Source organism: Streptomyces sp. NPDC026417 (assembly GCF_055567695.1).
In genome coordinates this window covers 74,008-98,446 of the sequence record NZ_JBVHPY010000009.1, presented here as the reverse complement: position 1 = coordinate 98,446, position 24,439 = coordinate 74,008, and the positions used below count along the sequence as shown (strand labels likewise).

At 73.4% G+C, this 24,439-nt stretch carries 23 protein-coding genes; 15 read left to right on the top strand and 8 right to left on the bottom strand.

Annotation, left to right across the window (positions count from 1 at the left end):
- The first annotated feature begins 131 nt into the window (after positions 1 to 131).
- The 9 genes from ACZ4NT_RS16550 (at position 132) to ACZ4NT_RS16510 (ending at position 10,002) form a co-directional block, all read left to right on the top strand.
- Complete coding sequence (locus ACZ4NT_RS16550) at positions 132 to 1,262, top strand: sensor histidine kinase (RefSeq protein ID WP_467725940.1); 1,131 nt, start codon at positions 132 to 134, stop codon at positions 1,260 to 1,262.
- 2 nt (positions 1,263 to 1,264) lie between these two features.
- Positions 1,265 to 1,993, top strand: a complete 729-nt coding sequence (locus ACZ4NT_RS16545) for a response regulator (protein ID WP_467725938.1) — start codon at positions 1,265 to 1,267, stop codon at positions 1,991 to 1,993.
- A gap of 66 nt (positions 1,994 to 2,059) precedes the next feature.
- Complete coding sequence (locus ACZ4NT_RS16540) at positions 2,060 to 2,698, top strand: DUF4232 domain-containing protein (protein WP_467725936.1); 639 nt, start codon at positions 2,060 to 2,062, stop codon at positions 2,696 to 2,698.
- A gap of 80 nt (positions 2,699 to 2,778) precedes the next feature.
- A complete protein-coding gene (locus ACZ4NT_RS16535) occupies positions 2,779 to 4,614 on the top strand; it encodes a gamma-glutamyltransferase family protein (protein ID WP_467725934.1) in 1,836 nt (611 codons plus the stop codon).
- Positions 4,615 to 4,743: 129 nt separating this feature from the next.
- Complete coding sequence (locus ACZ4NT_RS16530; protein ID WP_121406956.1) at positions 4,744 to 5,571, top strand: inositol monophosphatase family protein; 828 nt, start codon at positions 4,744 to 4,746, stop codon at positions 5,569 to 5,571.
- A gap of 176 nt (positions 5,572 to 5,747) precedes the next feature.
- Complete coding sequence (locus tag ACZ4NT_RS16525) at positions 5,748 to 7,157, top strand: phytoene desaturase family protein (RefSeq protein WP_467725932.1); 1,410 nt, start codon at positions 5,748 to 5,750, stop codon at positions 7,155 to 7,157.
- Positions 7,154 to 7,684 carry an O-acetyl-ADP-ribose deacetylase gene (locus ACZ4NT_RS16520; protein ID WP_121406960.1) on the top strand — a complete coding sequence of 177 codons (531 nt, stop codon included), beginning with the start codon at positions 7,154 to 7,156 and terminating at the stop codon, positions 7,682 to 7,684. Before ACZ4NT_RS16525 ends, ACZ4NT_RS16520 begins: the two co-directional genes overlap by 4 nt.
- 277 nt (positions 7,685 to 7,961) lie before the next feature.
- Positions 7,962 to 9,440, top strand: coding sequence for a DNA-3-methyladenine glycosylase 2 family protein (locus ACZ4NT_RS16515; protein WP_121406962.1), 1,479 nt, complete (start codon positions 7,962 to 7,964; stop codon positions 9,438 to 9,440).
- Positions 9,441 to 9,516: 76 nt separating this feature from the next.
- Positions 9,517 to 10,002: a methylated-DNA--[protein]-cysteine S-methyltransferase gene (locus ACZ4NT_RS16510; RefSeq protein WP_220784189.1), complete on the top strand. Its 486-nt coding sequence runs from the start codon at positions 9,517 to 9,519 to the stop codon at positions 10,000 to 10,002.
- Positions 10,003 to 10,038: 36 nt separating this feature from the next.
- Here ACZ4NT_RS16510 and ACZ4NT_RS16505 read toward each other — a convergent pair whose 3' ends face one another.
- From ACZ4NT_RS16505 to ACZ4NT_RS16495, 3 genes are all read right to left on the bottom strand, one after another.
- Positions 10,039 to 10,758: an SIR2 family NAD-dependent protein deacylase gene (locus ACZ4NT_RS16505; RefSeq protein ID WP_467725929.1), complete on the bottom strand. Its 720-nt coding sequence runs from the start codon at positions 10,756 to 10,758 to the stop codon at positions 10,039 to 10,041.
- A 77-nt stretch (positions 10,759 to 10,835) separates the two neighbouring features.
- Positions 10,836 to 11,339, bottom strand: a complete 504-nt coding sequence (locus ACZ4NT_RS16500) for an NUDIX domain-containing protein (protein WP_467725927.1) — start codon at positions 11,337 to 11,339, stop codon at positions 10,836 to 10,838.
- Entirely contained in the window at positions 11,336 to 12,421 is a 1,086-nt protein-coding gene (locus ACZ4NT_RS16495) for an ADP-ribosylglycohydrolase family protein (RefSeq protein ID WP_121406972.1), read from the bottom strand. The genes ACZ4NT_RS16500 and ACZ4NT_RS16495 overlap by 4 nt, the downstream gene beginning before the upstream one ends.
- A 184-nt stretch (positions 12,422 to 12,605) precedes the next feature.
- Here ACZ4NT_RS16495 and ACZ4NT_RS16490 point away from each other — a divergent pair, with 184 nt between their 5' ends.
- Positions 12,606 to 13,724 (top strand): glycerate kinase, encoded by a 1,119-nt coding sequence (locus tag ACZ4NT_RS16490; protein ID WP_467726119.1) that lies wholly within the window; start codon positions 12,606 to 12,608, stop codon positions 13,722 to 13,724.
- A gap of 455 nt (positions 13,725 to 14,179) precedes the next feature.
- On the opposite strand, the gene ACZ4NT_RS16485 is transcribed toward ACZ4NT_RS16490, so the two are convergent.
- Complete coding sequence (locus tag ACZ4NT_RS16485) at positions 14,180 to 15,385, bottom strand: RsbRD N-terminal domain-containing protein (RefSeq protein ID WP_121406976.1); 1,206 nt, start codon at positions 15,383 to 15,385, stop codon at positions 14,180 to 14,182.
- Between the two features lie 196 nt (positions 15,386 to 15,581).
- On the opposite strand from ACZ4NT_RS16485, the gene ACZ4NT_RS16480 reads away from it, so the two are divergent.
- The 5 genes from ACZ4NT_RS16480 to ACZ4NT_RS16460 are packed head-to-tail and all read left to right on the top strand — an operon-like array spanning position 15,582 to position 20,481.
- The gene (locus ACZ4NT_RS16480) at positions 15,582 to 16,388 is read left to right on the top strand and encodes an ABC transporter ATP-binding protein (RefSeq protein WP_121406979.1); all 807 of its coding nucleotides are present in this window, start codon (positions 15,582 to 15,584) and stop codon (positions 16,386 to 16,388) included.
- An 8-nt stretch (positions 16,389 to 16,396) separates the two neighbouring features.
- Positions 16,397 to 17,212, top strand: coding sequence for an ABC transporter ATP-binding protein (locus ACZ4NT_RS16475; protein WP_467725924.1), 816 nt, complete (start codon positions 16,397 to 16,399; stop codon positions 17,210 to 17,212).
- A complete protein-coding gene (locus ACZ4NT_RS16470; RefSeq protein ID WP_121406981.1) occupies positions 17,209 to 18,099 on the top strand; it encodes a branched-chain amino acid ABC transporter permease in 891 nt (296 codons plus the stop codon). Before ACZ4NT_RS16475 ends, ACZ4NT_RS16470 begins: the two co-directional genes overlap by 4 nt.
- Positions 18,092 to 19,201, top strand: a complete 1,110-nt coding sequence (locus ACZ4NT_RS16465) for a branched-chain amino acid ABC transporter permease (RefSeq protein ID WP_467725921.1) — start codon at positions 18,092 to 18,094, stop codon at positions 19,199 to 19,201. The genes ACZ4NT_RS16470 and ACZ4NT_RS16465 overlap by 8 nt, the downstream gene beginning before the upstream one ends.
- Entirely contained in the window at positions 19,198 to 20,481 is a 1,284-nt protein-coding gene (locus tag ACZ4NT_RS16460; protein WP_121406987.1) for an ABC transporter substrate-binding protein, read from the top strand. Before ACZ4NT_RS16465 ends, ACZ4NT_RS16460 begins: the two co-directional genes overlap by 4 nt.
- 567 nt (positions 20,482 to 21,048) lie before the next feature.
- Here the strand turns inward: ACZ4NT_RS16460 and pssA are convergent.
- The 4 genes from pssA to ACZ4NT_RS16440 all read right to left on the bottom strand — a co-directional run bounded on the left by pssA (position 21,049) and on the right by ACZ4NT_RS16440 (position 24,436).
- On the bottom strand, positions 21,049 to 21,903 hold the full coding sequence (gene pssA, locus ACZ4NT_RS16455; protein WP_121406990.1) for a CDP-diacylglycerol--serine O-phosphatidyltransferase: 855 nt from the start codon (positions 21,901 to 21,903) through the stop codon (positions 21,049 to 21,051).
- On the bottom strand, positions 21,890 to 22,546 hold the full coding sequence (locus tag ACZ4NT_RS16450; RefSeq protein WP_121406992.1) for a phosphatidylserine decarboxylase: 657 nt from the start codon (positions 22,544 to 22,546) through the stop codon (positions 21,890 to 21,892). Before ACZ4NT_RS16450 ends, pssA begins: the two co-directional genes overlap by 14 nt.
- A gap of 169 nt (positions 22,547 to 22,715) precedes the next feature.
- The gene (locus ACZ4NT_RS16445; protein WP_121406995.1) at positions 22,716 to 23,921 is read right to left on the bottom strand and encodes an acyl-CoA dehydrogenase family protein; all 1,206 of its coding nucleotides are present in this window, start codon (positions 23,919 to 23,921) and stop codon (positions 22,716 to 22,718) included.
- Positions 23,922 to 23,923: 2 nt separating this feature from the next.
- Positions 23,924 to 24,436 carry a MaoC family dehydratase gene (locus ACZ4NT_RS16440; protein ID WP_121406997.1) on the bottom strand — a complete coding sequence of 171 codons (513 nt, stop codon included), beginning with the start codon at positions 24,434 to 24,436 and terminating at the stop codon, positions 23,924 to 23,926.
- Between the last annotated feature and the right edge of the window lie 3 nt (positions 24,437 to 24,439).

Here is a 24,439-nt window from a genome sequence, read left to right as displayed (position 1 = left end):
GTCGTGCGGCCGGAGGCATCCGGGGCTGCGCCGCGGGGACCGGCCCGGCGGCCGGGTACTGCGGCGGGAGTAGCCGAGGAGCCGTCCACAGGGCTGATGTCGTCGTCGGCGGGCCGGTCTACTGTGCGGACATGCACGGGGAACGGTCGATCCGCAGGGACCTCGCCGACGTGGCACTCGCCGCGGTGACCGGCGCCGTCGTCGTGACCGCCGCGGCCTTCGACCCGGACACGACCCTCCTCGACCAGGCCCTGATCGCCGCCGGCTCGCTCGCCCTCGCCGCCTACCGGCGGGCACCCCGCGCGGTGCTCGCCGTCACCACGGCCGCCCTGACCGGGTACGTCCTGCACGCCCGGCCCGGCACCCTGTCCGCACTGCCGGTGCTCGCGGCCGTCCACACCGCGGCGCGCGCCGGCCACCGGGCCGTGGCGGGAGCCGCGGGCGCCGTGTACCTCGGCAGCTACCTCGCCACCGGACCCCCCACGCAGGAGGCCGTCGAACGGGCGACCCTCCTCGGGGGATGGTTCCTGTGCGCCCTCGTCACCGGCCTGGCCGACCGCAACTGGCAGGCGTATCTGCGCCAGACCGAACAGCGCGCCCTGGAGGCGGAACGCACCCGCGAGGAAGCGGCGCTGCGCCGCGCGGGCGAGGAACGGCTGCGCATCGCCCGCGAGTTGCACGACTCCCTCACGCACAGCATCTCGATCGTCAAGCTCCAGGCGGGTGTCGCCGTACACCTGGCCCGCAAGCGGGGTGAGGAGGTGCCCCCCGCCCTGCTCGCCATCCAGGAGGCCGGCGGCGAGGCGATGCGCGAACTGCGCGCCACCCTCGACGTGCTGCGCACGGACGAGCCGACCGGGACGCCCGCGCTGCTGGTGGAGCGGGCCCGGGCGGCCGGCCTCGCCGTGGAGCTGACCGTGACCGGCGACGAGCGTCCGCTCACGGGGGCGGTGGACCGGACGGCGTACCGCATCGTCCAGGAGGCGCTGACGAACGCGGCCCGGCACGCGGGACCGGCCAAGGTCGAGGTGCAACTGCACTACGGAAGAGGCGAGTTGACGGTATGCGTGGTGGACTACGGCAGTGCGTCGCCGTCCCGTCCGCCCGTGCCGGGCATCGGTCTCACCGGCATGCGTGAAAGGGTGACGTCGCTCGGCGGCACCCTGCGCGCGGCTCCCCGCCGGGAGGGCGGCTTCGCGGTGCACGCCGAACTGCCGCTCGTCCTGCCGGAGATCGTCGTAGGCGGGACGGGGGCGGACTAGGCATGGACGGGCCGAGCGGCGCGGCGGCGGAGCACAGGCGGGAGGAGGCCGGGGCGCGCGGCCCCGTCCGGGTCGCCCTGGTCGACGACCAGGCCCTGATGCGGGCCGGGTTCCGGGCCTTGCTGGAGGCCGAGGACGGCATCGAGGTGGTGGGGGAGGCCGCCGACGGCCGGCAGGGTCTCGAACTGGTGCGGGCCCAGGTCCCCGACATCGCCCTCGTCGACGTGCAGATGCCCGTGATGACGGGCATCGAGGCCACCCGCCGGATCGCCGCCGACCCGCGGCTCTCCTCCGTACGCGTCGTGATCCTCACCAACTACGGCCTCGACGAGTACGTGTTCGAGGCCCTGCGTGCCGGAGCCAGCGGCTTTCTGCTCAAGGACACCGAGCCGGCCGACCTGCTGCAGGCCATCGAGGTGGTGGCGGGAGGTGAGGCGCTGCTGTCGCCCTCGGTCACCCGTACCCTCATCGGCGAGTTCGTCGCCCGCCCCCCGGACCGGGCCACCGCTCCGGGCCTGGAGTGCCTCACCCGCCGGGAACGCGAGGTCACCGCGCTCGCCGCGCGCGGTCTGACCAACGAGGAGATCGCCGCCCACATGGTCGTCAGCCCCTTCACGGCGAAGACGCACATCAGCCGTGCGATGACCAAGCTCGGGGCCCGTGACCGGGCCCAACTGGTCGTCTTCGCCTACGAGTCGGGACTGGTGACCGCGCGGGGGAGTGGCGGCTGACGGCTGCCGCCGACCGGGCGGGGCCGGGTGTGGCCCCGGGCGCGGGCCGCCTGCGATGATCGACCGGTGATCGCGATACGTCTGAGGTGGGCCCGCGGGGCCGCCGTCACCTGCGCGCTGGCGCTGGGAGCGAGCGGGTGCGGACTCTCCGCCGAGCTGGACCGTGAGCGCAACCCCGAACGCAGCCCCACGCCGACGCCGCACCGGACGCACCGAACGCACCGGGAAACCCTGCCGGTACCGGTCGCGCCGCAGCCCTCTCCCACCGTTCCGGTCCAGCCGGGCACCCGCTGCCCCAGCTCCGGTGTGCGCTTCGGCGCCGGGCCCGTGAACGCGGCGATGGGACTGCGGGCCATGACCCTCACGCTCACCAACTGCGGTGACCGGCCGTACCGGGTGGACGGCTACCCCGTCGTCCGCGTCCTCGACGAGGCGGGCGCCCCGCTCACCGGCGTGCGCACCGTGGCGGGGACCGACGCGGTGGCCATGGCGCCGGACGACCCGGGCCCCCGCCCGCTGACCCTCGCACCCGGCGAGAGCGCACGGGCCGGCCTGTACTGGAGGACGGCGGCCGGCGACGGCACGTATCTGCGCGTGGGCGCGCACCGGGGACGTGACCTCGTGACCGTACGCCCCGAGCAGCCCCTCGACATCGGGCCGGAGAACACGCTCGGCACGTCGGCCTGGACCGCGGCAGCCCCCTGAGGACCCGGCTCCGCCCGGCCGCCGGACGGAGCCGGGCTGCGTACCATCACCCGACGCCCGCCCCCCGTGAGGAGTCCCCCGTGTTCACCACCCGCCCCACACTCCAGGGCACCTTCGGCATGGTGTCCTCCACCCACTGGCTCGCCTCGCAGTCGGCGATGGCGGTCCTGGAGGACGGCGGCAACGCCTACGACGCCGCCGTGGCCGCCGGTTTCGTCCTGCACGTCGTCGAACCGCACCTCAACGGGCCCGCGGGCGAGGTCCCGATCATCCTCGCCCCGGCGGGCGGCGAGGTCCGCGTGCTGTGCGGGCAGGGCGTCGCACCGGCCGGGGCGAGCGTCGCCCACTACCGGGCACTCGGCCTCGACCTCGTCCCCGGCACCGGACCCCTCGCCGCGGCCGTCCCCGGCGCCTTCGACGCGTGGATGCTGCTCCTGCGGGACCACGGCACGAAGTCCCTCGCGGAGGTCCTGGGGTACGCGATCGGGTACGCCGAGGACGGGCACCCGCCCGTGGAACGCGTCGCGGAGACCGTGGAGACGGTCCGTGAACTCTTCCGGACGGAGTGGACGTCGTCGGCCGAGGTGTACCTGCCCGGCGGCGAGCCGCCGCGGCCGGGCGAGCTGCTGCGCAACCCGGCCCTCGCCGCGACCTGGCGCCGGCTGCTCGCCGAGGTCCGCGACGCGGGGGACCGGGTCGGCCAGATCGAGGCCGCCCGCCGGGTGTGGCGGTCCGGCTTCATCGCCGAGGCACTGGTGCACCAGGCGCAGCGACCCACTCTGGACACCAGTGGCGAGCGCCACGCCGGCACACTGACCGCCGCCGACCTCGCCGCCTGGTCCGCGACCTACGAGGCCCCGGCGACGTACGAATGGCGCGGCTGGACCCTGTGCAAGGCGGGCCCCTGGAGCCAGGGGCCGGTCCTCCTCCAGCAGCTCGCGCTGCTGCCCGCCGAGCTGCCGCCCCACGGCTCCGCCGACTACGTGCACCTGCTCGTCGAGGGTTGCAAACTCGCCATGGCCGACCGGGAGGCCTGGTACGGCGACGCGGCCGACGTCCCGCTCGACGACCTGCTGTCCGAGCGGTACAACGCGGAGCGCCGCGCGCTCGTCGGCGACCGGGCCTCGCACGAACTCAGGCCCGGCAGCCCCGGCGGGCGCACCCCCCGGATGAGCGGCCACACGCGGGTGGCGGCCGCCGGGGAGGCGGGCTTCGACCCGCTGGGGGTGCCGGGAGCGGGCGAGCCCACCGTCGCCAAGAGCCCGCTGTCCCCGGTGCCCGGCGAACCCGAGGTCGGGGCGGACGGGAGCACCCGCGGGGACACCTGCCACCTCGACGTCGTGGACCGCTGGGGCAACATGGTGGCCGCCACCCCGAGCGGCGGCTGGCTCCAGTCCAACCCCGTCGTGCCGGAACTGGGCTTCCCGCTCGGCACCCGGCTCCAGATGGCCTGGCTGGAGGAGGGGCTGCCGAACTCCCTGACACCCGGCCGCCGGCCCCGTACGACCCTCACCCCCTCGCTCGCCCTGCGCGACGGCGTGCCCGTCATGGCGTTCGGCACCCCCGGCGGCGATCAGCAGGACCAGTGGCAGACGCACTTCTTCCTGGCCGTCGCCCTGCGCTCCGAGGTGCGCGGCGGGCTCGACCTGCAGGGCGCGATCGACGCCCCGAACTGGCACAACGACAGCTTCCCCGGCTCCTTCTACCCGCGCGGCATGCGCCCCGGCAGCCTCACCGTGGAGTCCCGCACCGACCCGCGGACCGTCGAGGAGCTGCGGCGCCGCGGCCACGACGTCCAGGTGGGCGAGGCGTGGTCCGAGGGGCGCCTGTGCGCGGTCGCGCGCGACCCGCGCACCGGCGTGCTGTCCGCGGCGGCGAACCCGCGGGGGATGCAGGGCTACGCGGTGGGCCGCTGAACCCGCCGGTCCCCGCGCGCCGGCCCGCCCGGGGACGCGTCGGCGGGTCCGTCTCCGGTTTCATGACGATTCCACCCGGCGTACACCGGCCGGGTAGGGATTGTCAGAGGTCCGTGCTGTGATGGAGGCATGATCGAAGAGTTTCTCGCACAGCGTGTGGCCGACGTCGAAGAGGCGGTCCGCAAGGCGGCCGCGGCCGAGATCATGCCGCGGTTCCGGCAGCTCGCCGCGCACGAGGTCGACCAGAAGACGGGCCCGCACGACCTGGTGACCGACGCCGACCGCAAGGCCGAGGAGTACCTCACGGGAGCGCTCACCGCGCTGCTGCCCGGCTCGGTCGTCGTCGGCGAGGAAGCGGTGCACGCCAACCCCGCCACGTACGAGGCCATACGCGGCGCCGCCCCGGTCTGGATCGTCGACCCCGTCGACGGGACACGGCAGTTCGTGCACGGCGACCCCGGATTCTGCACCCTGGTCGCCCTCGCGCTGGACGGAGTCGTGCACGCCTCCTGGACGTACGCCCCCGTGCGCGAGGAGTTCGCCACCGCCCTCCGCGGCCAGGGCGCCGTGGTGAACGGCGTGCCGCTGCGCTCCGGCTCCCCGGCCCCCGCCGCCGACCTCCGCGTGGCCACGTCCCACCCGGACTACACCACCGACGAGCAGAAGCGGGCCCTGCTCGGCCTGCGCAGGGACGGCGTCCGGCCGCGCCCCTGCGGCTCGGCAGGGCTCGAATACCTGGCCGTCGCCCGCGGCGAGTCCGACGCGACCGCCTTCTCCTGGGAGGCCGCCTGGGACCACGCGGCCGGTCTGCTGCTCGTCGAGGAGGCGGGCGGCGCCCATCTGACGCTCGCGGGGGAGCCGTTCCGCATCACCGGCGGCAACGCGCTGCCGTTCACCGCGGCGCGCGACGCGGCCACGGCTCGCCGCGTGGTGGACCTGCTGGCACAGGGCGTCTGAACCGCCCCGCCCGGGCGCGTCCCCCGTCCCGGAAGGGCCCGCGCCGAGAGCCGCCGCGGCCTCCCGGCCCGGTCGTCGCGCCTCTCCAACCGCCCGTGCCGTCAAGGCCGTCGGGCCCCGGCATATCCTGATCCTCAGTGGCCGTCGGCTGACAAAGGAGTCCGAAGGTGCCGTCGATGCTCGATGCGGTCGTGGTGGGTGCGGGACCGAACGGACTGACGGCTGCCGTGGAGCTGGCCCGCCGTGGTTTCTCGGTGGCGGTGTTCGAGGCCCACGGCACCGTGGGCGGAGGAGCCCGCACGGAGGAGCTCACGCTCCCCGGATTCCGGCACGATCCCTGCTCCGCCGCACATCCGCTCGGAATCAACTCGCCCGCGTTCCGCGCCATGCCCCTGCACCGGTACGGACTGGAGTGGCTGCACGCCGAGCTGCCCATGGCGCATCCGTTCCCCGACGGCACGGCCGCGGTGCTGTCCCGTTCGGTGGCCGAGACCGCAGCCTCCTTCGGCCCGCGGGACGCCGGCGCGTACCGCAGACTGGTCGAGCCCTTCCTGCCCCGCTGGGACACGCTCGTGCGCGACTTCATGTCGCTGCCGCTCACCGCGCTGCCCCGGGACCCGGTCACGCTCGCCCGTTTCGGTCTGGCCGGACTGCCCCCGTCGACCTGGATGATGCGCCGCTTCCGGGACGAGCGGGCCAAGGCGCTCCTCGCCGGTCTCGTGGCCCATGTCATCGCCCCGCTCAGCGGGGTCGGCACCAGCGCGGTGGGCCTCGTCTTCGCCCTCGCCGCCCACGCCCGCGGCTGGCCCGTGGCGCGCGGCGGCTCCCAGTCCCTCTCCGACGCCCTCGCCGCCTATCTGAAGGACCTCGGCGGAGCCGTCCACACGGACTACGAGGTCAAGCACTTCGACGACCTCCCGCCCGCCCGGGCCTATGTCTTCGACACCTCTCCCACCGCCCTGGCCCGCATCGCCGGCTTCGGGAACCACTACGACGGCTACCGGTACGGCGCGGGCGTCTTCAAGATCGACTACGCGCTGGACGGCCCCGTTCCCTGGACGGCCGAGCAGGCGCGCGTCGCGGGGACCGTCCAGGTCGGAGCGAGCCGGGCCGAGATCGGCGCCGCCCTGCACGCGGCCTCCCGTGCGGGCCGCGCACCCGACGTGCCCTTCCTGATCACGGTGCAGCCGAGCGTCGTCGATCCCACCCGGGCCCCCGAAGGGAAGCACGTCTTCTGGGCGTACGGCCATGTCCCGAACGGCTGGAGCGGCGACCTCACGGACGCCGTCGAGCGCCAGCTGGAGCGCTTCGCGCCCGGGTTCCGGGACCGGGTACTGGCCCGGGCGACGGCCGGCCCGCCCGAGCTCGCCGTCCGCAACGCCAACTACGTGGGCGGGGACATCGCCTGCGGCGCCGCCTCCGGGATCCAGCTCCTGCTGCGGCCCAGGCCCTCCCTGTTCCCCTACAGCACCCCGCACCCGGCCGTCTTCATCTGCTCGTCGGCCACCCCACCCGGACCCGGCGTACACGGCATGTCCGGGCACAACGCGGCCAAGGCCGTCTGGAGGAGGCTCCGCCGGACATGACCACCCTCACCCTCGTCCGGGGCGACATCACCCTGCAGAGCGTCGACGCCGTCGTCAACGCGGCCAACTCCTCGCTGCTCGGCGGAGGGGGCGTCGACGGCGCCATCCACCGGCGCGGCGGTCCCGCCATCCTCGCCGACTGCCGCCGGCTCCGGGCCTCCCACTACGGGAAGGGCCTGGAAACCGGCCGGGCCGTCGCGACCACCGCGGGCGAGCTGGACGCCCGATGGGTGATCCACACCGTGGGCCCGGTCTGGTCGGCCGACGACGACCGCAGCGAGCTGCTGGCCTCCTGCTACCGGGAGTCCCTGCGGGTCGCCGCCGAGCTGGGCGCCCGGAGCGTGGCCTTCCCGGCCGTCTCCACCGGCATCTTCGGCTGGCCGATGGACGACGGCGCGCGGATCGCCGTGGAGACCGTGCGGGCGACGGCCGCTCCGCCGGTCGAGGAGGTCCGGTTCGTGCTGTTCGACGAGCGCGCCTACACGGCCTTCGCCCAGCGGCTGGGACCGGCGGGGAGCGACGGCTGACCGGCGGAGCTCCGCGGGCCGGGTTCCCCGGGGCGCCGGCGCCCCGGCGGGTCCGGACCGCGACACGGGTGTGAGGACGGGTGGGGGCGACGGGGCGGGTCCGGGCGTGGGCGCCGTGCGCGTGCCGGTGCGGGCGGCGTCCGGACGTCGGCACCGGTGTGGGCCGTGGGGCGGGTCCGTGCGCCGAGTGCGGGCGGCGCGGCGCCAAGAGACGTCCGCGACCTCCATGTCGAATTCCCGCGAGCCACGTGTCCCTCCCGTGCCCGATCCTTGAGGCATGCGGAACGGGATGCACACCGACACCGAGCGCTGCGTACGCGCCGTCCAGTCCAAGGACGCGCGCTTCGACGGCTGGTTCTTCACCGCGGTCCTGACGACCCGGATCTACTGCCGGCCCAGCTGCCCGGTGGTGCCGCCGAAGCCGGAGAACATGACGTTCCTCCCGAGCGCGGCCGCCTGCCAGCAGGCCGGGTTCCGGGCCTGCAAGCGGTGCCGCCCGGACACCAGCCCCGGCTCGCCGCAGTGGAACCAGCGCGCCGACCTGGTCGCCCGTGCCATGCGGCTGATCGGCGACGGAGTGGTGGACCGCGAGGGCGTCCCCGGACTCGCGGCCCGCCTCGGCTACAGCACCCGCCAGATCGAGCGGCAGCTCCTCGCCGAACTGGGCGCCGGACCCCTCGCCCTGGCCCGTGCCCAGCGCGCCCAGACCGCGCGCCTGCTCATCGAGACGACGACGCTGCCCATGGCCGAGATCGCCTTCGCGGCCGGATTCGCCTCGATCCGCACCTTCAACGACACCGTGCGCGAGGTCTTCGCGCTCACCCCGAGCGAGCTGCGCACCCGGGTCCCGCGCACGGCGGCGCACACACCCGGCGCACTCGCCCTCCGCCTGCCGTTCCGGGCCCCGCTCAACCCCGACAACCTCTTCGGACACCTCGCGGCGACCGCGGTGCCGGGCGTCGAGGAGTGGCGCGACGGCGCCTACCGGCGCACGCTGCGGCTGCCCTACGGGCACGGTGTCGCCGCGCTCACCCCGAAACCCGACCACATCGCCTGCCGTCTCACCCTCAGCGACCTGCGGGACCTGCCCGTCGCCATCAGCCGCTGCCGGCGCCTGCTCGATCTGGACGCCGACCCGGTCGCGGTCGACGACCAGTTGCGCACCGACCCGCTGCTCGCCCCGCTCGTCGACAAGGCACCGGGCCGCCGGGTGCCGCGCACCGTCGACGAGGCGGAGTTCGCCGTCCGGGCCGTGCTCGGGCAGCAGGTCTCCACGGCCGCCGCCCGCACCCACGCGGCCCGCCTGGTCCTCGCGCACGGCGAGCCGGTCGATGATCCCGAGGGCGGGCTCACCCACCTCTTCCCCACGCCCGAGGCGCTCGCCGCACTCGACCCCGGCTCCCTGGCGCTGCCGCGCACCCGCCGCACGACCTTGACCACCCTGGTCCACCAACTGGCCGCGGGTGAACTGCACCTGGGCGTCGAGAGCGACTGGGAGGAGAGCCGGGCCCGGTTGCTCGCGCTGCCCGGGTTCGGGCCCTGGACCGTCGACGTCATCGCGATGCGCGCCCTCGGCGATCCCGACGCGTTCCTCCCCACGGACCTGGGCATCCGGCGCGCGGCCGAGGAGCTGGGCCTGCCCGCCACGCCCGCCGCGCTCACGGCACGCGCCGCGGCCTGGCGCCCGTGGCGCGCGTACGCCGTCCAGTATCTGTGGGCGACCGACAACCACCCCATCAACTTCCTGCCCGTATAGACGACTTGACCGCCCACGTGGCCCAGGCCGCGCCCGCGGTCCATCGACTCCGCGCATGACACCCGAGGATGCACCTGTGAAGCAGCACACCGTGATCGACAGCCCGTACGGACCGCTCACGCTCGTGGCCACCGACGGAGTCCTGTCGGGCCTCTACATGGTCGGGCAGCGCCACCGTCCGCCCGAGGAGCACTTCGGCGACCCCGACGACACGCCCTTCGGTGAGACTCGCGCCCAGCTGGAGGCCTATTTCGCGGGCGAGTCGAAGCACTTCGACATCCCGCTGCACTTCGACGGCACGCCGTTCCAGCGGAGCGTCTGGGACCAACTGCGCCTGATCCCTTACGGCGAGACCCGCTCGTACGGCGAACTGGCCGAGATCCTGGGAAACGCGGGCGCCTCCCGGGCAGTGGGCCTCGCCAACGGCAGGAATCCCGTCGGCATCATCGTGCCCTGCCACCGTGTGGTGGGCGCCGACGGAAGCCTCACCGGCTACGGCGGCGGCCTCGACCGCAAGCGACGCCTCCTCGACTTCGAACGCGGCGCGGCCCTCTTCGACTGAGACCGGGCCGCGGGGCGGCCGCCGGCCGTCTCGACCTCAGAGGCTCCGCAGCAACGCGGGCAGGGCCGTGCCGATGGGCTCGCGTACGACCTCGTCCGCGAGTTCGTCGTACGGAGTCGGTTCGGCGTTGACGACGACGAGGCGGGCCCCGTGATCGGCGGCGACGCCCGCGAGGCCCGCGGCGGGCTGGACCTGGAGGCTGCTGCCGACGGCGACGAAGACCTGGCAGGCCTTGGCGATCGCGGCGGCCTGGCCGAGAACGACGGGGTCGAGGCGTTCGCCGAACATCACGGTCGCCGGCTTGAGGATCCCGCCGCACTCCAGGCATGCCGGGTCGTCCTCGCCGGCGTCGACCCGGGCGAGGGCGTCCTCCATGGGCCCGCGTGCAGGGCATCCGGTGCACACGAAACTCCGTGCGGTGCCGTGGAGTTCGAGCACCTTGCGGGCGGGCATCCCTGCGAGCTGGTGGAGTCCGTCGACGTTCTGGGTGATGACCCGCACCGGTGCCCCGGAGCGCTCCAGCTCGGCCACGGCCCGGTGCGCGGTGTTGGGTTCGGCCCCGAGCTCCTGGGTCTTCCGCCGCAGCTGCCACGCCCGGCGCCTGATCTCCGGATCGCCCATGTAGTAGTCGTAGGTCACGAGCTTCTCGGCCTCGGGATCCTGCTGCCACAGCCCGTTGGGACCGCGATAATCGGGGATCCCGGAATCGGTGGAGATGCCTGCCCCGCTGAGGATTGCGACCAGTGGCCTGTTCATGGTGCCGAGGGTAGGAGCCGGGGCCCGGGCGGGCGAGCGGATATCCCGTGGCCGCCCGGCGAGGACGGCCTCCCCGATCAGCTCACCCGGTGGCCGTTCTCCAGTTCCGCCGTGCCCGAGTCCTCCGCGAGGACGTCGAGGGCGGCCAGGACGCGGCGGCCCAGGGCGCCCGGCAGATACGCGTCGAGTTCCTCCCGCGGGACCAGGCGCCAGGACAGCAGCTCCTCCTCCTGCAGGCGGATCGCCTCGAAGTCGTCCGCGCCGAGGACGCCGCCGTCGTACAGGTACGCCACCAGCGGTGGCCTGTCCGCCCCCGGCACCCAGTCCACCGCGAGCAGCCGCCCCAGGGCCACGTCGAGCCCGATCTCCTCGGCCGTCTCCCGACGCGCCCCCTGCCGCGGGCTCTCGCCGTCGTCCGACTCGACGGTGCCGCCGGGCAGGGCCCAGCCCTCCCGGTAGTTCGGCTCGACGAGCAGCACCCGTCCCTCGGCGTCACGGAAGAGCGCGGCCGCCCCGGCGATGACCCGGGGCAGACCGGCGATGTACGCGGCGAAGTCCGCGGCGGTCTGTGAAGTGCTCATCCTGGCAGGGTAATCGCGGCGCCCGAGGTCGCCAGTCGCACGGTTCGCTCCGCCAGCTCGCTGATCCGCACCCCGTCGAAGCCGAACACCGCGCTGCGGACCGTGTCCTCCAGCGGGTCCCGCCACTGGGCCGGGACGGCCGCCGCCCCGCACAGCACGCCCGCGACCGAGCCCGCCGTCGCACCGTTCGAGTCGGTGTCCAGGCCGCCGCGCACGGTCAGCGTGACCGTGCGCGTGAAGTCGCCGTCGCCGTACAGGAGGCCGGCCGTCAGGACGGCGGCGTTCGGGACGACGTGGATCCAACCGAGCCCGGCGGTCTCCTCCGCGACCGTGGTGAGCGTGTCCTCCCAGCTCAGCCGCGCCTCGTGGAGCGTCAGCACCCGGCGTACGGTCCGGGAGAGGCGGCTGCTCGCCGGGATCACCGTCAGCGCCGTGTCCAGGGCGTCCCGCACGCCGGACGCGGTGAACGCCGCCGAGACCAGTGCCGCCGCCCACATCGCCCCGTACACGCCGTTCCCCGTGTGCGACAGCACGGCGTCCCGGCGGGCCAGGGACGCCGCGCGGCGCGGTGCGCCGGGGGAGGTCCACCCGTAGACGTCGGCACGGATGAGGGCGCCGATCCACTCCTGGTACGGGTTGTCGTACGTCGCCGTCAGCGGTGGTTTGATGCCGTTCGCCAGATTGCGGTAGGCGGCCCGCTCCGCGGTGAAGGTCTGCAGATACGGCAGCCGCAGCAGCCACAGGTCACCGACCTGCTCCGTGCTGAACCCGAAGCCGTGCGTCTCCAGCAGGTCGAGACCGAGGATCGCGTAGTCCACGTCGTCGTCCCGGCAGCTGCCGTGGATCCGGCCCCGGACGCACTGGCGCCACTCCGGGCGCAGCGCCGCCCCGGTGCTCTCGTCGGCCGGCTCGGGCAGGTAGTCCGTGAGCGGCAGCGCCGCGGCCTGCCGCAGATAGCGGTCGATGCGTTCCCGCGTCCAGTGGTCGCCCTGCTCGACCGGTTTGCCGAGCATGTTGCCCGCGATCCGGCCCAGCCAGCCCCCGAGGACGCGGTCGTCGAGCTCGGTGCCCACAGGGGTCATGGTTCCGGTCTACCCGATTCCGGGCAGCGCCGCGCGGGTTTCGAGGCGCGGGACGGGGCATGACGGGGCGCCCCTCCTCCGGTTAAGGTCGCAGCGGCGCGACTGCCTTGACGTGAGCAAGGCGCGAAAGCAAGGGGAATGCAAGGTGGCGGACGCTGTGAATCGGACTCCGCGGGCGGCGCGCGTGCTCATCGCCGCGGACAAGTTCAAGGGATCGCTGACGGCCGTGCAGGTCGCGGAGCGGGTGACGGCCGGACTGCTCGCGGTCGCCCCGCACGCGGAGGTCGAGGCGCTGCCGGTCGCCGACGGCGGTGACGGCACCGTGGACGCGGCGGTCGCGGCCGGGTTCGAGCGCCACGAGGTCCGGGTCGCCGGACCGCTGGGTGACGAGGTCGGGGCGGCGTTCGCGCTGCGCGGCGACACCGCGGTCGTGGAGATGGCGGAGGCGAGCGGGCTGCAGCGGCTGCCCGCGGGCGTCTTCGCACCGCTCACGGCGTCCACGTACGGGTCCGGCGAGCTGCTCCGCGCCGCGCTGGACGCCGGGGCCCGGACGATCGTGTTCGGCGTGGGCGGCAGTGCGACGACCGACGGCGGCGCCGGGATGCTGGCCGCCCTCGGCGCGCGGTTCCTGGACGCGGACGGTGAGCCGGTGGGCCCCGGCGGGGGCGCGCTCGGCGACCTGGCCACCGCCGATCTGTCGGGCCTCGACCCGCGGCTGTCCGAGGTCGACCTCGTGCTCGCCAGCGACGTGGACAACCCGCTCACCGGGCCCAAGGGGGCGCCCGCCGTGTACGGCCCGCAGAAGGGTGCGAATCCCGACGACGTGGCGGCGCTGGACGCCTCCCTCGCCCACTTCGCGGCGGTGCTGGAGAAGGCCGTCGGCTCCCGGGCGGGCGAGTACGCCCAGGCGCCCGGTGCCGGTGCGGCGGGCGGAATCGGCTACGGGGCGATGATCGTGGGCGCCCGGTTCCGTCCCGGCATCGAGGTCATGCTCGACGTGCTCGGGTTCGCGCCCGCCGTGGAGCGGGCCACCCTCGTGATCACGGGCGAGGGCTCGCTGGACGAGCAGACGCTGCACGGGAAGGCACCGGCGGGGGTCGCTGCGGCCGCGCGGGCGGCGGGCAAGGAGGTCGTCGCGGTCTGCGGGCGGCTGGCGCTGCCGCCGGAGGCGCTCGGCGCGGCGGGTATCCGGCGTGCGTACGCGCTGACGGAGGTCGAGCCCGATGTCGCGAAGTGCATCGCGGAGGCGGGGCCCATCCTCGAGACGGTCGCCGCGAACATCGGCCGTGACTTCTTGATCTAGGCCGCGGGTGGCGACGTCCCGGCCGGTGAGCGGGGTGCGTGGGGGCGCCGGGAGGTTTTCGCCCCCTCCGCCCCTGCCCGTCCCGTGTGGGGGGGGGGGGGGGGGGGGGGGCGAGGGGGGGGGGGGAGGGGGGGGGGGGGGGGAGGGGGGGAGGGGGGGGGGGGGGGGGGGGGGGGGGGGGGGGGGGGGGGGGGGGGGGTTCCCCCCCCCCCCCCCCCCCCCCCCCCCCTCTCCCCCCCCCCCTCCCCCCCCCCCCCCCCCCCCCGCCCCCGTATCGGCCTGGACGGCCTCGTCCTCAAACGCCGGACGGGCTGGCATGTGGGGCCGTCGTTCCGTGGGCTGCCGTGTCGGCCTTGTCCTCAAGCGGCGGACGGGCTGGCATGTGGTGCCGTCGTTCCGTGGGCTGCCGTGTCGGCCTTGTCCTCAAACGCCGGACGGGCTGGCATGTGGGGCCGTCACCCCCGCGTACCCGACAGCCGGTACGCGTCCAGCGCCAGCGTCATCTCGATCAGGTCGCGGGGGCGGGCCAGGGAGCGGGCGGTGAGTTGTTCCAGGCGGCGGAGGCGGTTGAAGACGGTGTTGCGGTGGCAGTACAGGCGCCCCGCGGCCCGCCCGGCCGACCCCTCGCAGGCCAGCCACACGTCCAGCGTCTCCAGCAGCACCGCGCGGTCCGCGGGCTCCAGGGCGAGCAGCTCGCCGAAGATGTCGGAGACCAGCCGCCCCGCCAGCTCCGGCTGACTCACCACCAGAGCCGTCGGCATCCGCTGGTCCAGCCGTACGACCTCGCTCGCGTCCGGCGGACACGTGCGCAGCGCCAGCTCGGCCAGGCGCCGGGCCCGCCCGAGCTCGGCCAGGCCGGACACGACGGGACTGATCCCGCCGGGTCCCACGCACCGGCCCGCCAGCACGCGCGCGACCCCGTCCAGATCCTGGCCGGGGCCGAGCGCGACCACCCCGACCTCGCAGTCCGCCCGCATCCGCCAGACGAACCGGAACCCCGCACCCTGCACGGGCCGGTGGAACGCCTCCCGGCCGTCCCGCCGCTCCGCCCGCAGTACGACCACGGCGTAGGGGCCCCGCTCCGGCAGATCGAGACCGGCCGCCGCCCGCGCCGCGAGCCCCGGAGCCTCCTGGCCCTCCAGGAGCGCGTCGAGCAGGGCCTGCAGCTGCTCGTCGGTGCGCCGCCGCAGCTCCATCTCCGTCGCCCGGTACGCCTCCGAGGCCGCGGCGGCCTGCGCGTCCACCGCCGACCACACCATCGTCGCCGAGCGCATCAGCGCCCCGAGCCGCTCCGGTTCCTTGCCGCCGACCCCCTCCATCAGCGCGTCCCACACCAGGTAGCCGGCGCTGCGGTAGGAGTGCACCAGCAACTCGAGCGGCAGCCCCTGCTGCGCCCGTCGCCGCCCGGCGTCCTCCGCGTACTCCAGGTCGCGGCGCGGCGAGGCCCGCGGCGCGGAGATCGTCTCGATGCCGATCCGCATCGCCTCCTCGGCCTCCCGCCACTGCTGGTCGTACGCGAGCACCTGCCCGTAGACGGGGGAGTGCTCCGCCAGCTGCCGCACGTGCTCGTCGACCAGGTCCGGCAGCCGCTGCAGCAGCGCGGTGCACGCCTCCGCAAGCAGTTTCCAGTCATGACCGGTACGCCTTCTGCGCGCTCCCATGGCCGCAGGATGCCACCGGTGCGGCGCCCCCGGCAGGCCCCTGACACGCGGTGTTGTGCGCGCGCACAACGGGTGGGCGCACTCGCTGGTCACCCGCAGCGTTTCGCCACCGGCCCGTGGACGGGGCGCCCGGCCGGTGCTGGGGTGAGCGCCACCGAGTGAGGTCGGCGAGCGAGGACGACAGGAGGGAGAAGCCATGGACGGTTCCGGTCTGGTCGTACGGGACCTGTCGGTCGGATACGGCCCGGTGCGCGCACTGCGCCGGGTGTCCCTGGAGGTGCCGGAGGGCGCCGTGGTGACGGTTCTGGGCGGCAACGGCGCGGGCAAGTCGACGCTGTTGCGGGCGGTGTCCCGGACGCTGTCGTTCCACGGAGGCGCGGTGACGGGGGGCACCGTGACCCTGGGCGGCCGCCGCCTGGACGGCGTGGCGCCGGACCGGGTGGTGGCCGCCGGGGTGTCCCAAGTACCCGAGGGGCGCCGGGTGTTCGCCCGGATGACGGTCGCGGACAACCTGCGGGCCGGAGCGCTCGGCGCGACCGGCGGCCGGACGGACCGTGCCGCCGCCCTGCGCCGCGTCCATGAGCTCTTCCCGGTGCTCGCCGACCGCGCTCAGCAGCGCGCGGGGCTGCTGTCGGGCGGCGAGCAGCAGATGCTCGCCGTCGGCCGCGCGCTGATGGCGGCGCCCGGCGTGCTGCTCCTCGACGAACCCTCGCTCGGTCTCGCCCCGCTGATGGCCGCCCGGATCGCGGACACCGTCCGCGAGATCAACGCCCAGGGCACGTCGGTGCTGCTCGTCGAGCAGAACGCGGCGCTCGCGCTGCGGCTCGCCTCCCGCGCGTACGTCCTGGAGGTCGGAGAGGTCACCCTGTCCGGCCCGGCCGACGAGCTGGCCGCCTCGGACGAGGTGCGCCGGCGCTACCTGGGCGTGGTCGACGAGGACGCCGCCGCCGACGCCTCGCGGGCCGGCGGCACGCTGCCCGCCCTCACCCGATGGAAGGGGTGACGCCCCGTATGGAAACCGAGACCGCCGCTGCCGTCGACACCGGTACCGCCGACGTGCCCGCACTGGAGGTGCGCGGGCTGACGGTGCGCTTCTCCGGCCTGCTGGCCCTGGACGACGTGAACTTCACCGTCCGTCCCGGCACGGTGCACGCGCTGATCGGGCCCAACGGCGCGGGCAAGTCGACCTGCTTCAACGTCCTGTCCGGCGTCTACCGGGCCACCGCGGGCAGCGTCCGCTTCGGCGAGCACGAGCTGACCGGCCTGTCACCGCACCGCATCGCCGGGCTCGGTGTGGCCCGCATCTTCCAGAACCTCGCGCTGCCGCCCCTCGCCACGGTCGAGGACAGCCTGCTGCTCGGCCGCCACCGGCTCACCCGCGCCGGGTTCGTGGCCGCGGGCCTCCGGCTGCCGGCCGCGGCGCGCGAGGAGCGCCGCCACCGCGAACGCGTCCGCGAGATCGCCGACTTCGTCGGTCTCGGGGACTGCCTGGACCGCCCGGCGGGCTCCCTCCCGTACGGCCAGCAGAAGCTCGCCGAACTGGCGCGGGCGCTGTGCATGGAGCCGAAGCTGCTGCTCCTCGACGAACCGGTCGCCGGCATGACGGGCGACGAACGGCGGCGCACCGCCGCGGTGATCGCGGGTGTCCGCGACAGCCTCGGCATCTCGATCGTCCTGGTGGAACACGACATGGGGGTGGTGATGCGGCTCGCGGACGCGGTGACCGTACTCGACTTCGGGCGCCGGATCGCGGACGGCGCCCCCGCGGACGTCCAGAACGACCCGGCCGTCGTCCGCGCCTACCTTGGGGAGGAGAACGCTTCATGAGCACCTTCGCCGAACTCCTGCTCAACGGCGTCTCGATGGGCTCCGTCTACGCACTCATCGCACTCGGCTTCGTGGTCATCTTCCGGGCCACCGAGGTCGTCAACTTCGCCCACGCCTCACTGCTGCTGGCCGGCGGATACGTCACCGCCGTCCTCCACGACGACATCGGCTTCTGGCCCGCGCTGCTCGTGGGAATCCTGGGCGCCGCGCTGGTCGGCGCGGCGGTCGAGTTCCTGGTGATGCGCCGCTACCGGGGCTCCGACCACAGCGTGCTGGCGATCGTCACCATCGGCGTCGACATCCTGCTCACCACCGAACTGACCCGCCGCATCGGCACCGACGTCCTCTCGCTCGGCGACCCCTGGGGCGACGCCGTGCTCAGCGTGGGGCCGATCTCGCTCGCCCACACCAGGATCGCCGCGTTCGTCGCCGCCGCGCTGCTCATCACCGTCTTCCTGCTCGCCTTCCGCTACACCTCCTGGGGTGTGGCGATGCGGGCGGCGGCCGAGAGTTCGGAGACGGCCGCGCTCATGGGCGTACGGCTGGGCCGGGTGTCCCTGGGTGCCTGGGCCGTGGCCGGCGGTCTCGCGGCGGTGGCCGCGCTCTTCCTCACGGTCTTCCCCACCCCGGGTCTGGAACGGGCCACCTCGCTGGCGGCGCTGAAGGCCTTCCCGGCCGCGATCCTCGGCGGCCTGGACTCCACCACGGGCGCGCTGGTCGGCGGACTGCTGGTGGGCATCACCGAGTCGCTGGCCACCGGCTACCAGAGCGATCTGACCTTCCTCGGCCGGGGTCTCGGGGACCTGGCGCCGTACCTGGTGATGGTCGCGATCCTGCTCGTCCGGCCTGCCGGACTGTTCGGCACGAAGGAGCTGGCCCGTGTCTGAGGTCCTCACCCGCACCGAGGCGGCCCCCGTCCGCCGCCGCCCCGCCCGGCTCACCCGGGCGCGGCCCTGGGTCCTGGCCGCCGGGGCGGTCCTGCTGCTGGCCTTCCCGTTCTACCTGGACCGCTTCTGGCTCCAGGCCGGGCTGTTCGCGATGGCCGCCGCGATCGGCGCCATCGGCATCAACCTGCTGACCGGCGCGACCGGCCAGCTGTCGATGGGCCACGCCTTCTTCCTCGCGATCGGCGCGTACGGCTACTGCGTGTTCGCCGGGGACGGATCCGACGGACTGACCGGGCTCGGACTGCCGACCTGGCTCGCGGTGATCCTCGCCGTGCTGGTCGCGGGCGCCGCGGGCGGGCTGTTCAGTCCCATCGCCGGACGGCTGCGCGGCGCCTACCTGGGCATCGCCACGCTGGCCCTGATCTTCATCGGGCAGCACGTGCTGTTCAACGCCCGCGACCTCACGGGCGGATTCAACGGCCGGGACGTACCGGCCCTGAGCCTGTTCGGTCTCACTTTCGACGACCAGGAGACGCTCGTCGCGGCCGTGCCCTTCGGCTCCGCCGAGAAGCTCTGGTACGTCGGACTCGTCATGGTGCTGGCGGGCGCGCTGTTCGCCCGCGGCGTCCTGCGGGGCCGGCCGGGGCGGGCCATGAACGCGATCCGGGACCACCGGATCGCGGCCGGGGTGATCGGCGTCCCCGTCGCCCGCTACCGCGCCGCCGTCTTCGTCCTGTCCTCGATGTACGCGGGCCTCGCCGGTGTGCTGCTGGCCCTGATCTTCCAGCGGACCGTGCCCGACTACTTCGGCATCACTCTCTCGCTCGAGTACCTCGCCATGATCGTCATCGGCGGGCTCGGCTCGGTCTCCGGGGCGGTGGTCGGCGCGGCGTTCGTCTCGCTGCTGCCGCAGCTGCTGACCCGGTACAGCGACGCACTGCCCCTCGTCTCCGCGCCGGGGATGGGCGGAATCACACCGGGCGAGGCGTCCCGGTACCTGTACGGCGCCGCCGTCGTGGCGGTGGTGCTCTTTCTGCCGGGCGGCCTGGTCAGGGTGGCCGCGCGGCATCGCGTCAGGACGACTTCTGTGGAGGAAAGATGACTACGGGTACCACTCGCGGTTCACGGGCGTTCGCGACCCGGGCCGCCGCGGGCGCGCTGGCCGCGCTGATCGTGCTGTCCGGCTGCAGCTCCAAGGCCAAGGACGACGACGGGGACAAGGGGGGCGCGGGTGGGGTGAAGACCGGCGAGGGCATCTCCGGCAAGACCATCACGCTGGGCGTCCTCACCGACATGACCGGCGTCTACGCCACCCTCGGCAAGAGCGTCACCCAGGCCCAGCAGCTGTACGTGAAGCAGCTCAACGCGGACGGCGGCGTCTGCGGCTACAAGGTGGCCCTCACCATCCGGGACCACGGCTACGACCCGCAGAAGGCGGTGGCCGGCTACACCGAGCTCGAACCCAAGGTGCTGGGCTTCGCCCAGTTCATCGGCTCGCCCTTCGTCGCCGCCGTCAAGAAGCGCATCGACGGACAGGACAAGGGCCTGGTGCTGCCGCAGGCGTGGTCCAACTCGCTGCTCGGCAGCCCGTACATCCGGGTCATCGGCTCCACGTACGACGTCGAGACGATCAACGCCATCGACTTCCTGATGAAGGAGAAGGGCGTCAAGAAGGGCGACAAGATCGGTCACGTGTACTTCGAGGGCGACTACGGCGAAAGCGCCCTGGCCGGCGCCAAGCACATGGCGAAGGAGTCCGGTCTAAAGATCGTTGAGCAGAAGATCAAGCCGACCGACAACGACATGACGGCGCAGGTCGCCGCGCTGAAGAAGGCCGGCGTCAAGGCCGTCGTGATCAGTGCGGGTCCGCGGCAGGCGGCCTCGCTCGTCGGCGTCGCGGCGGCCGGCGGCTTCGACGTCCCGGTGATCGGCAACAACTCCGCGTTCGCGCCGCAGCTGCTCGCCACCCAGGCGGGGCCGGCCCTGGCGAAGAACTACTACGTCGCCTCGCCCGCCCTGCCGATCGGCGGCGACACCCCGGCCGCCAAGAAGCTGGTGAAGGACTACAAGGCCGCGTACCCGAAGGACTCGCTCGACAACGGCGTGGTGGCCGGCTGGACGGCCGCGTCCGTCTTCGGAGAGGCGCTGAAGACGGCCTGCAAGAGCAAGGACCTGACCCGGGAGGGCGTCGACAAGGCCCTGCTGACCCTCGACAACGTCGACACGGGCTTCGGTATCCCGCAGAACTTCTCCGACCCGGCGGCGCCGTCCTCCAAGCAGAGCGTGATCCTGCAGCCGGACAAGAGCGCGGTGGGCGGCACGAAGGTCGTGCGCGAGCCCGAGGCGGCCTCGGTGGCCGAGAGCTACACCCCGGCCGGCTGACCCGCCCCGGAGGCCGGCCGCACCCCGGCCGGCCGATCCCCCTCTGAGGCCGGGCCACCCCCGCCGACGAACCCGCAGGGCCCCGAACCACACCGGTTCGGGGCCCTGTCCATGTCCGGGAGGCTGGGGGCTCGCACACCCTGCGAGGGTCCCGTAAAGGCGTACGCCCGCCCCGCCGCCCGCGGGGCGGCAGGAGGCTCGCACGGGCCGCCCCGGAGCCCAGGGGTGTGCGTCAGACAAGTACGGGCCGCCGAGCGGCCCCCGCGGACGGACGACCCGCTGGGGGCCCCGGAAGCCCCGCCAGCGCCTTCGCGGGCCTGCGAGTCGCCGAGGGACCCTGTCGGGCCGCTCCCGGCTGCCTGGGCCCCTTCGCAGGGCCGTGAGGCCGCCGTGAGGGCTCGCGGGCTGCGATGCCCGTCCCGGCTGTCCGGGCGTCTCGGCGGGCGGCTGGGGGCCGCGGCGCCCGTCGTGCGCACTGCCCGGGGCCCGCGCGGGCCGGCCGCCGGGCGGGGACGCCGGAGGGCCCCGAACCGGTAGGTTCGGGGCCCTCCAGGCGAATACGGGGCGTTACGGCAGCTGCGCCGCGCGCGCCTCGCGCCGGTTGTCCCGGAAGGTGTTCACCCGTCGCGCCGTGGCGAAGAGGGGGATCACCGCACCGAGGACCAGCTGGAGCGCGCAGCCCGTCTGGAGCAGGAGCTGACCGCCGGGCGCCTCGAACGCCCAGGCCGCCAGCAGCCCCATCGCGGCGACGATCCAGGAGAGCATCGCGACCGCCAGCGGACCGCGCGGCTTCGGGTACTCGACCCGGCTCACCATCAGCCAGGCCGTGCCGATGATCGCGAGGAGCGTGGCCACGAAGGGCAGCTCCAGGAGCACGATCGACACCACCGTCAGCGCCCCGAAGGGGCTGGGCATGCCCTGGAACGTGCCGTCCTTGACCGTGACGCAGGAGAAGCGCGCGAGTCTCAGGACGACCGCCAGCAGGACCACGATGGCCCCCACCGCCGCCACCCGCTGATGCGCGTCGTCCGCGACCATGCCGTACACCAGCACGAAGTACGCCGGCGCCAGGCCGAAGCTGATCAGGTCGGAGAGGTTGTCCAGCTCCGCGCCCATCGGGGACGAGCGCAGCTTGCGGGCGACCAGACCGTCGAACAGGTCGAAGACCGCCGCGCAGAGCATCAGGATGACGGCCGTGGCGGCGCTGTGCCGCGCCATGCCCGTCTCCTGGCTGCCCGTGAGGTGCGGGATCAGGATGCCGGTGGTGGTGAAGTACACCGCCATGAAGCCGCACGTGGCGTTACCGAGGGTGAGCGTGTCCGCTATCGAGAGGCGGAGCGACAGCGGCATCTCCTCCGCGTCGTCCATCTCGTCGGCCTCCGGCACCCAGCCGGCCTGTGTCTCTGGATCAACCACGGTCAATGCGAGTCACCCCAGCCACGGTCTTCTGACCGACCTCCACGTCCACCTCGACACCCTCGGGAAGGTAGATGTCGACGCGCGAACCGAAGCGGATCAGGCCGATCCGCTCGCCCTGCTCGACCTTGGTGCCCTGCGGGATGTAGGGCACGATGCGGCGGGCCACGGCACCGGCGATCTGGATCATCTCGATGTCACCGAGTTCGGTGTCGAAGTGCCAGACGACGCGCTCGTTGTTCTCGCTCTCCTTGTTGAACGCCGGGACGAACCCGCCGGGGATGTGCTCCACGGACGTCACCGTGCCGGCCAGCGGCGCGCGGTTGACGTGGACGTTCAGCGGGCTCATGAAGATCGCGACGCGGGTGCGCCCGTCCTTCCACGGCATGATGCTCTGCACCACACCGTCGGCCGGCGAGATGACCCGGCCCTGGGTGATCTCGCGCTCGGGGTCGCGGAAGAACCACAGCATCCCCGCCGCGAGCGCGGTGACGGGTACGGCCACGGCCTTGGCGGCGCCGGAGCGGCGCGCGCGGGCGAGGCTGAGTGCTGCGGTGGCGACGGTCGGGAGAAGCCACGGCGATGCTCCGCGCGCGAGGCGTACGCCGACTCGGCTGTCGCGAGGTGCAGAGGTTTGGCTGTGGGGCATGGATGACCTTCGTAGCGGATGATGCCGCGCTGAACGGGGGACGGCGGCTTTCCCGGGATCGTACCGGTCGCGGGCCACAACTGGGCAAGCCAGGAAGCCGAGTCGGAGGCCGAAGAGTGTTGACGGGGTGTGATCTTCTTCTCGAAGAAAACACCCCGAATCAGGACATCTAGCCCTGCAGTCGATACTCTTCGAGCAACCTGCGCCCGATGATCATTTTCTGGATTTCGGCGGTACCTTCGCCGATCAGCAGCATGGGCGCCTCACGGTAGAGACGCTCGATCTCGTACTCCTTGGAGAAGCCGTAGCCGCCGTGGATCCGGAAAGCGTCCTCGACGACTTCCTTGCAGTATTCGGAGGCGAGGTACTTCGCCATCCCTGCTTCGAGGTCGTTTCGCTCCCCGGAGTCCTTTTTGCGTGCTGCATTCACCATCATCGCATGAGCGGCCTCGACCTTGGTAGCCATCTCGGCCAGCTTGAACTGAATCGCCTGGTGCTGGGCGATCTGCTTGCCGAAGGTGTGCCGCTGCTGGGCGTAGGAAACGCCCAGCTCGAAGGCGCGCTGAGCGACGCCGCAGCCACGCGCCGCGACATTCACACGGCCGACTTCGACGCCGTCCATCATTTGGTAAAACCCTCGGCCGGTGGTCCCGCCGAGCACCCGATTGGCCGGAATGCGCAGTCCGTCCATGATCAGCTCGGTGGTGTCGACGCCCTTGTAACCCATCTTGTCGATCTTCCCGGGGATGGTGAGGCCGGGGCGGACCTCTCCGAAGCCGGGCTCCTTCTCGACGAGGAAGGTCGTCATCGACTTGTGGGGCGCGGTGCCCTCGGGGTGTCCTTCGTCACTCCGGACCAGAACGGCCACCAGCGTCGAGGTCCCGCCGTTCGTCAGCCACATCTTCTGGCCGTTCAGGACGTACTCGTCGCCGTCCTTCACCGCCTTGGACGTGATGGCCGACACGTCCGAGCCGAGTGCCGGCTCCGACATGGAGAACGCGCCGCGCACGTCGCCCGCCGCCATCCGCGGCAGGAAGTGGTCCTTCTGCTCCTGCGTGCCGTGCTGCTTGAGCATGTACGCCACGATGAAGTGCGTGTTGATGATGCCGGACACCGACATCCAGCCGCGCGCGATCTCCTCCACGCACAGCGCGTAGGTGAGCAGCGACTCACCCAGACCCCCGTACTCCTCGGGGATCATGAGCCCGAAGAGACCCAACTCCTTGAGGCCGTCGACGATCTGCTGCGGGTACTCGTCGCGGTGCTCCAGCTCGGTCGCCACCGGGATGATCTCCTTGTCCACGAAGTCGCGGACGGTGGAGAGGATCTCCTGCTGGATGTCGGTGAGACCGGCGGTCTGGGCGAGTCGCGCCATGGCTACTTCTCCTGCTCCTTGAGCTGGGGGCGGCCGGGCTGCTCGCCGCCGCGCTCCTTGATGTACGTCTCGGTGGGGACCATCACCTTGCGGCGGAACACGCACACCAGCGTGCCGTCCTGCTTGTAGCCCTTGGTCTCGACGTAGACGATCCCGCGGTCGTTCTTCGACCGCGACGGGGTCTTGTCCAGGACCGTGGTCTCGCCGTAGATCGTGTCGCCGTGGAAGGTCGGCGCCACGTGCTTGAGCGACTCGACCTCCAGGTTGGCGATCGCCTTGCCGGAGACGTCGGGGACCGACATGCCGAGCAGCAGCGAGTAGATGTAGTTCCCGACGACGACGTTCTTCCCGAAGTCGGTCGTCTGCTCCGCGTAGTTGGTGTCCATGTGGAGCGGGTGGTGGTTCATCGTCAGGAGACAGAAGAGGTGGTCGTCGTACTCCGTGACGGTCTTCCCGGGCCAGTGCTTGTAGACCGCGCCGACCTCGAACTCCTCGTAGGTGCGTCCGAACTGCATGGT

Bases quoted from the DNA above. Each gene is read 5' to 3' on its own strand.
- ACZ4NT_RS16440 (WP_121406997.1), bottom strand. From the start codon at position 24,436: ATGCAGTTCGGACGCACCTACGAGGAGTTCGAGGTCGGCGCGGTCTAC.
- ACZ4NT_RS16480 (WP_121406979.1), top strand. From the start codon at position 15,582: ATGGACGGTTCCGGTCTGGTCGTACGGGACCTGTCGGTCGGATACGGC.
- ACZ4NT_RS16445 (WP_121406995.1), bottom strand. From the start codon at position 23,921: ATGGCGCGACTCGCCCAGACCGCCGGTCTCACCGACATCCAGCAGGAG.
- ACZ4NT_RS16520 (WP_121406960.1), top strand. From the start codon at position 7,154: ATGACCACCCTCACCCTCGTCCGGGGCGACATCACCCTGCAGAGCGTC.
- ACZ4NT_RS16530 (WP_121406956.1), top strand. From the start codon at position 4,744: ATGATCGAAGAGTTTCTCGCACAGCGTGTGGCCGACGTCGAAGAGGCG.
- ACZ4NT_RS16500 (WP_467725927.1), bottom strand. From the start codon at position 11,339: ATGAGCACTTCACAGACCGCCGCGGACTTCGCCGCGTACATCGCCGGT.
- ACZ4NT_RS16515 (WP_121406962.1), top strand. From the start codon at position 7,962: ATGCGGAACGGGATGCACACCGACACCGAGCGCTGCGTACGCGCCGTC.
- ACZ4NT_RS16475 (WP_467725924.1), top strand. From the start codon at position 16,397: ATGGAAACCGAGACCGCCGCTGCCGTCGACACCGGTACCGCCGACGTG.
- ACZ4NT_RS16525 (WP_467725932.1), top strand. From the start codon at position 5,748: ATGCTCGATGCGGTCGTGGTGGGTGCGGGACCGAACGGACTGACGGCT.
- ACZ4NT_RS16450 (WP_121406992.1), bottom strand. From the start codon at position 22,546: ATGCCCCACAGCCAAACCTCTGCACCTCGCGACAGCCGAGTCGGCGTA.
- ACZ4NT_RS16505 (WP_467725929.1), bottom strand. From the start codon at position 10,758: ATGAACAGGCCACTGGTCGCAATCCTCAGCGGGGCAGGCATCTCCACC.
- ACZ4NT_RS16550 (WP_467725940.1), top strand. From the start codon at position 132: ATGCACGGGGAACGGTCGATCCGCAGGGACCTCGCCGACGTGGCACTC.
- ACZ4NT_RS16485 (WP_121406976.1), bottom strand. From the start codon at position 15,385: ATGGGAGCGCGCAGAAGGCGTACCGGTCATGACTGGAAACTGCTTGCG.
- ACZ4NT_RS16470 (WP_121406981.1), top strand. From the start codon at position 17,209: ATGAGCACCTTCGCCGAACTCCTGCTCAACGGCGTCTCGATGGGCTCC.
- ACZ4NT_RS16460 (WP_121406987.1), top strand. From the start codon at position 19,198: ATGACTACGGGTACCACTCGCGGTTCACGGGCGTTCGCGACCCGGGCC.
- ACZ4NT_RS16545 (WP_467725938.1), top strand. From the start codon at position 1,265: ATGGACGGGCCGAGCGGCGCGGCGGCGGAGCACAGGCGGGAGGAGGCC.
- ACZ4NT_RS16495 (WP_121406972.1), bottom strand. From the start codon at position 12,421: ATGACCCCTGTGGGCACCGAGCTCGACGACCGCGTCCTCGGGGGCTGG.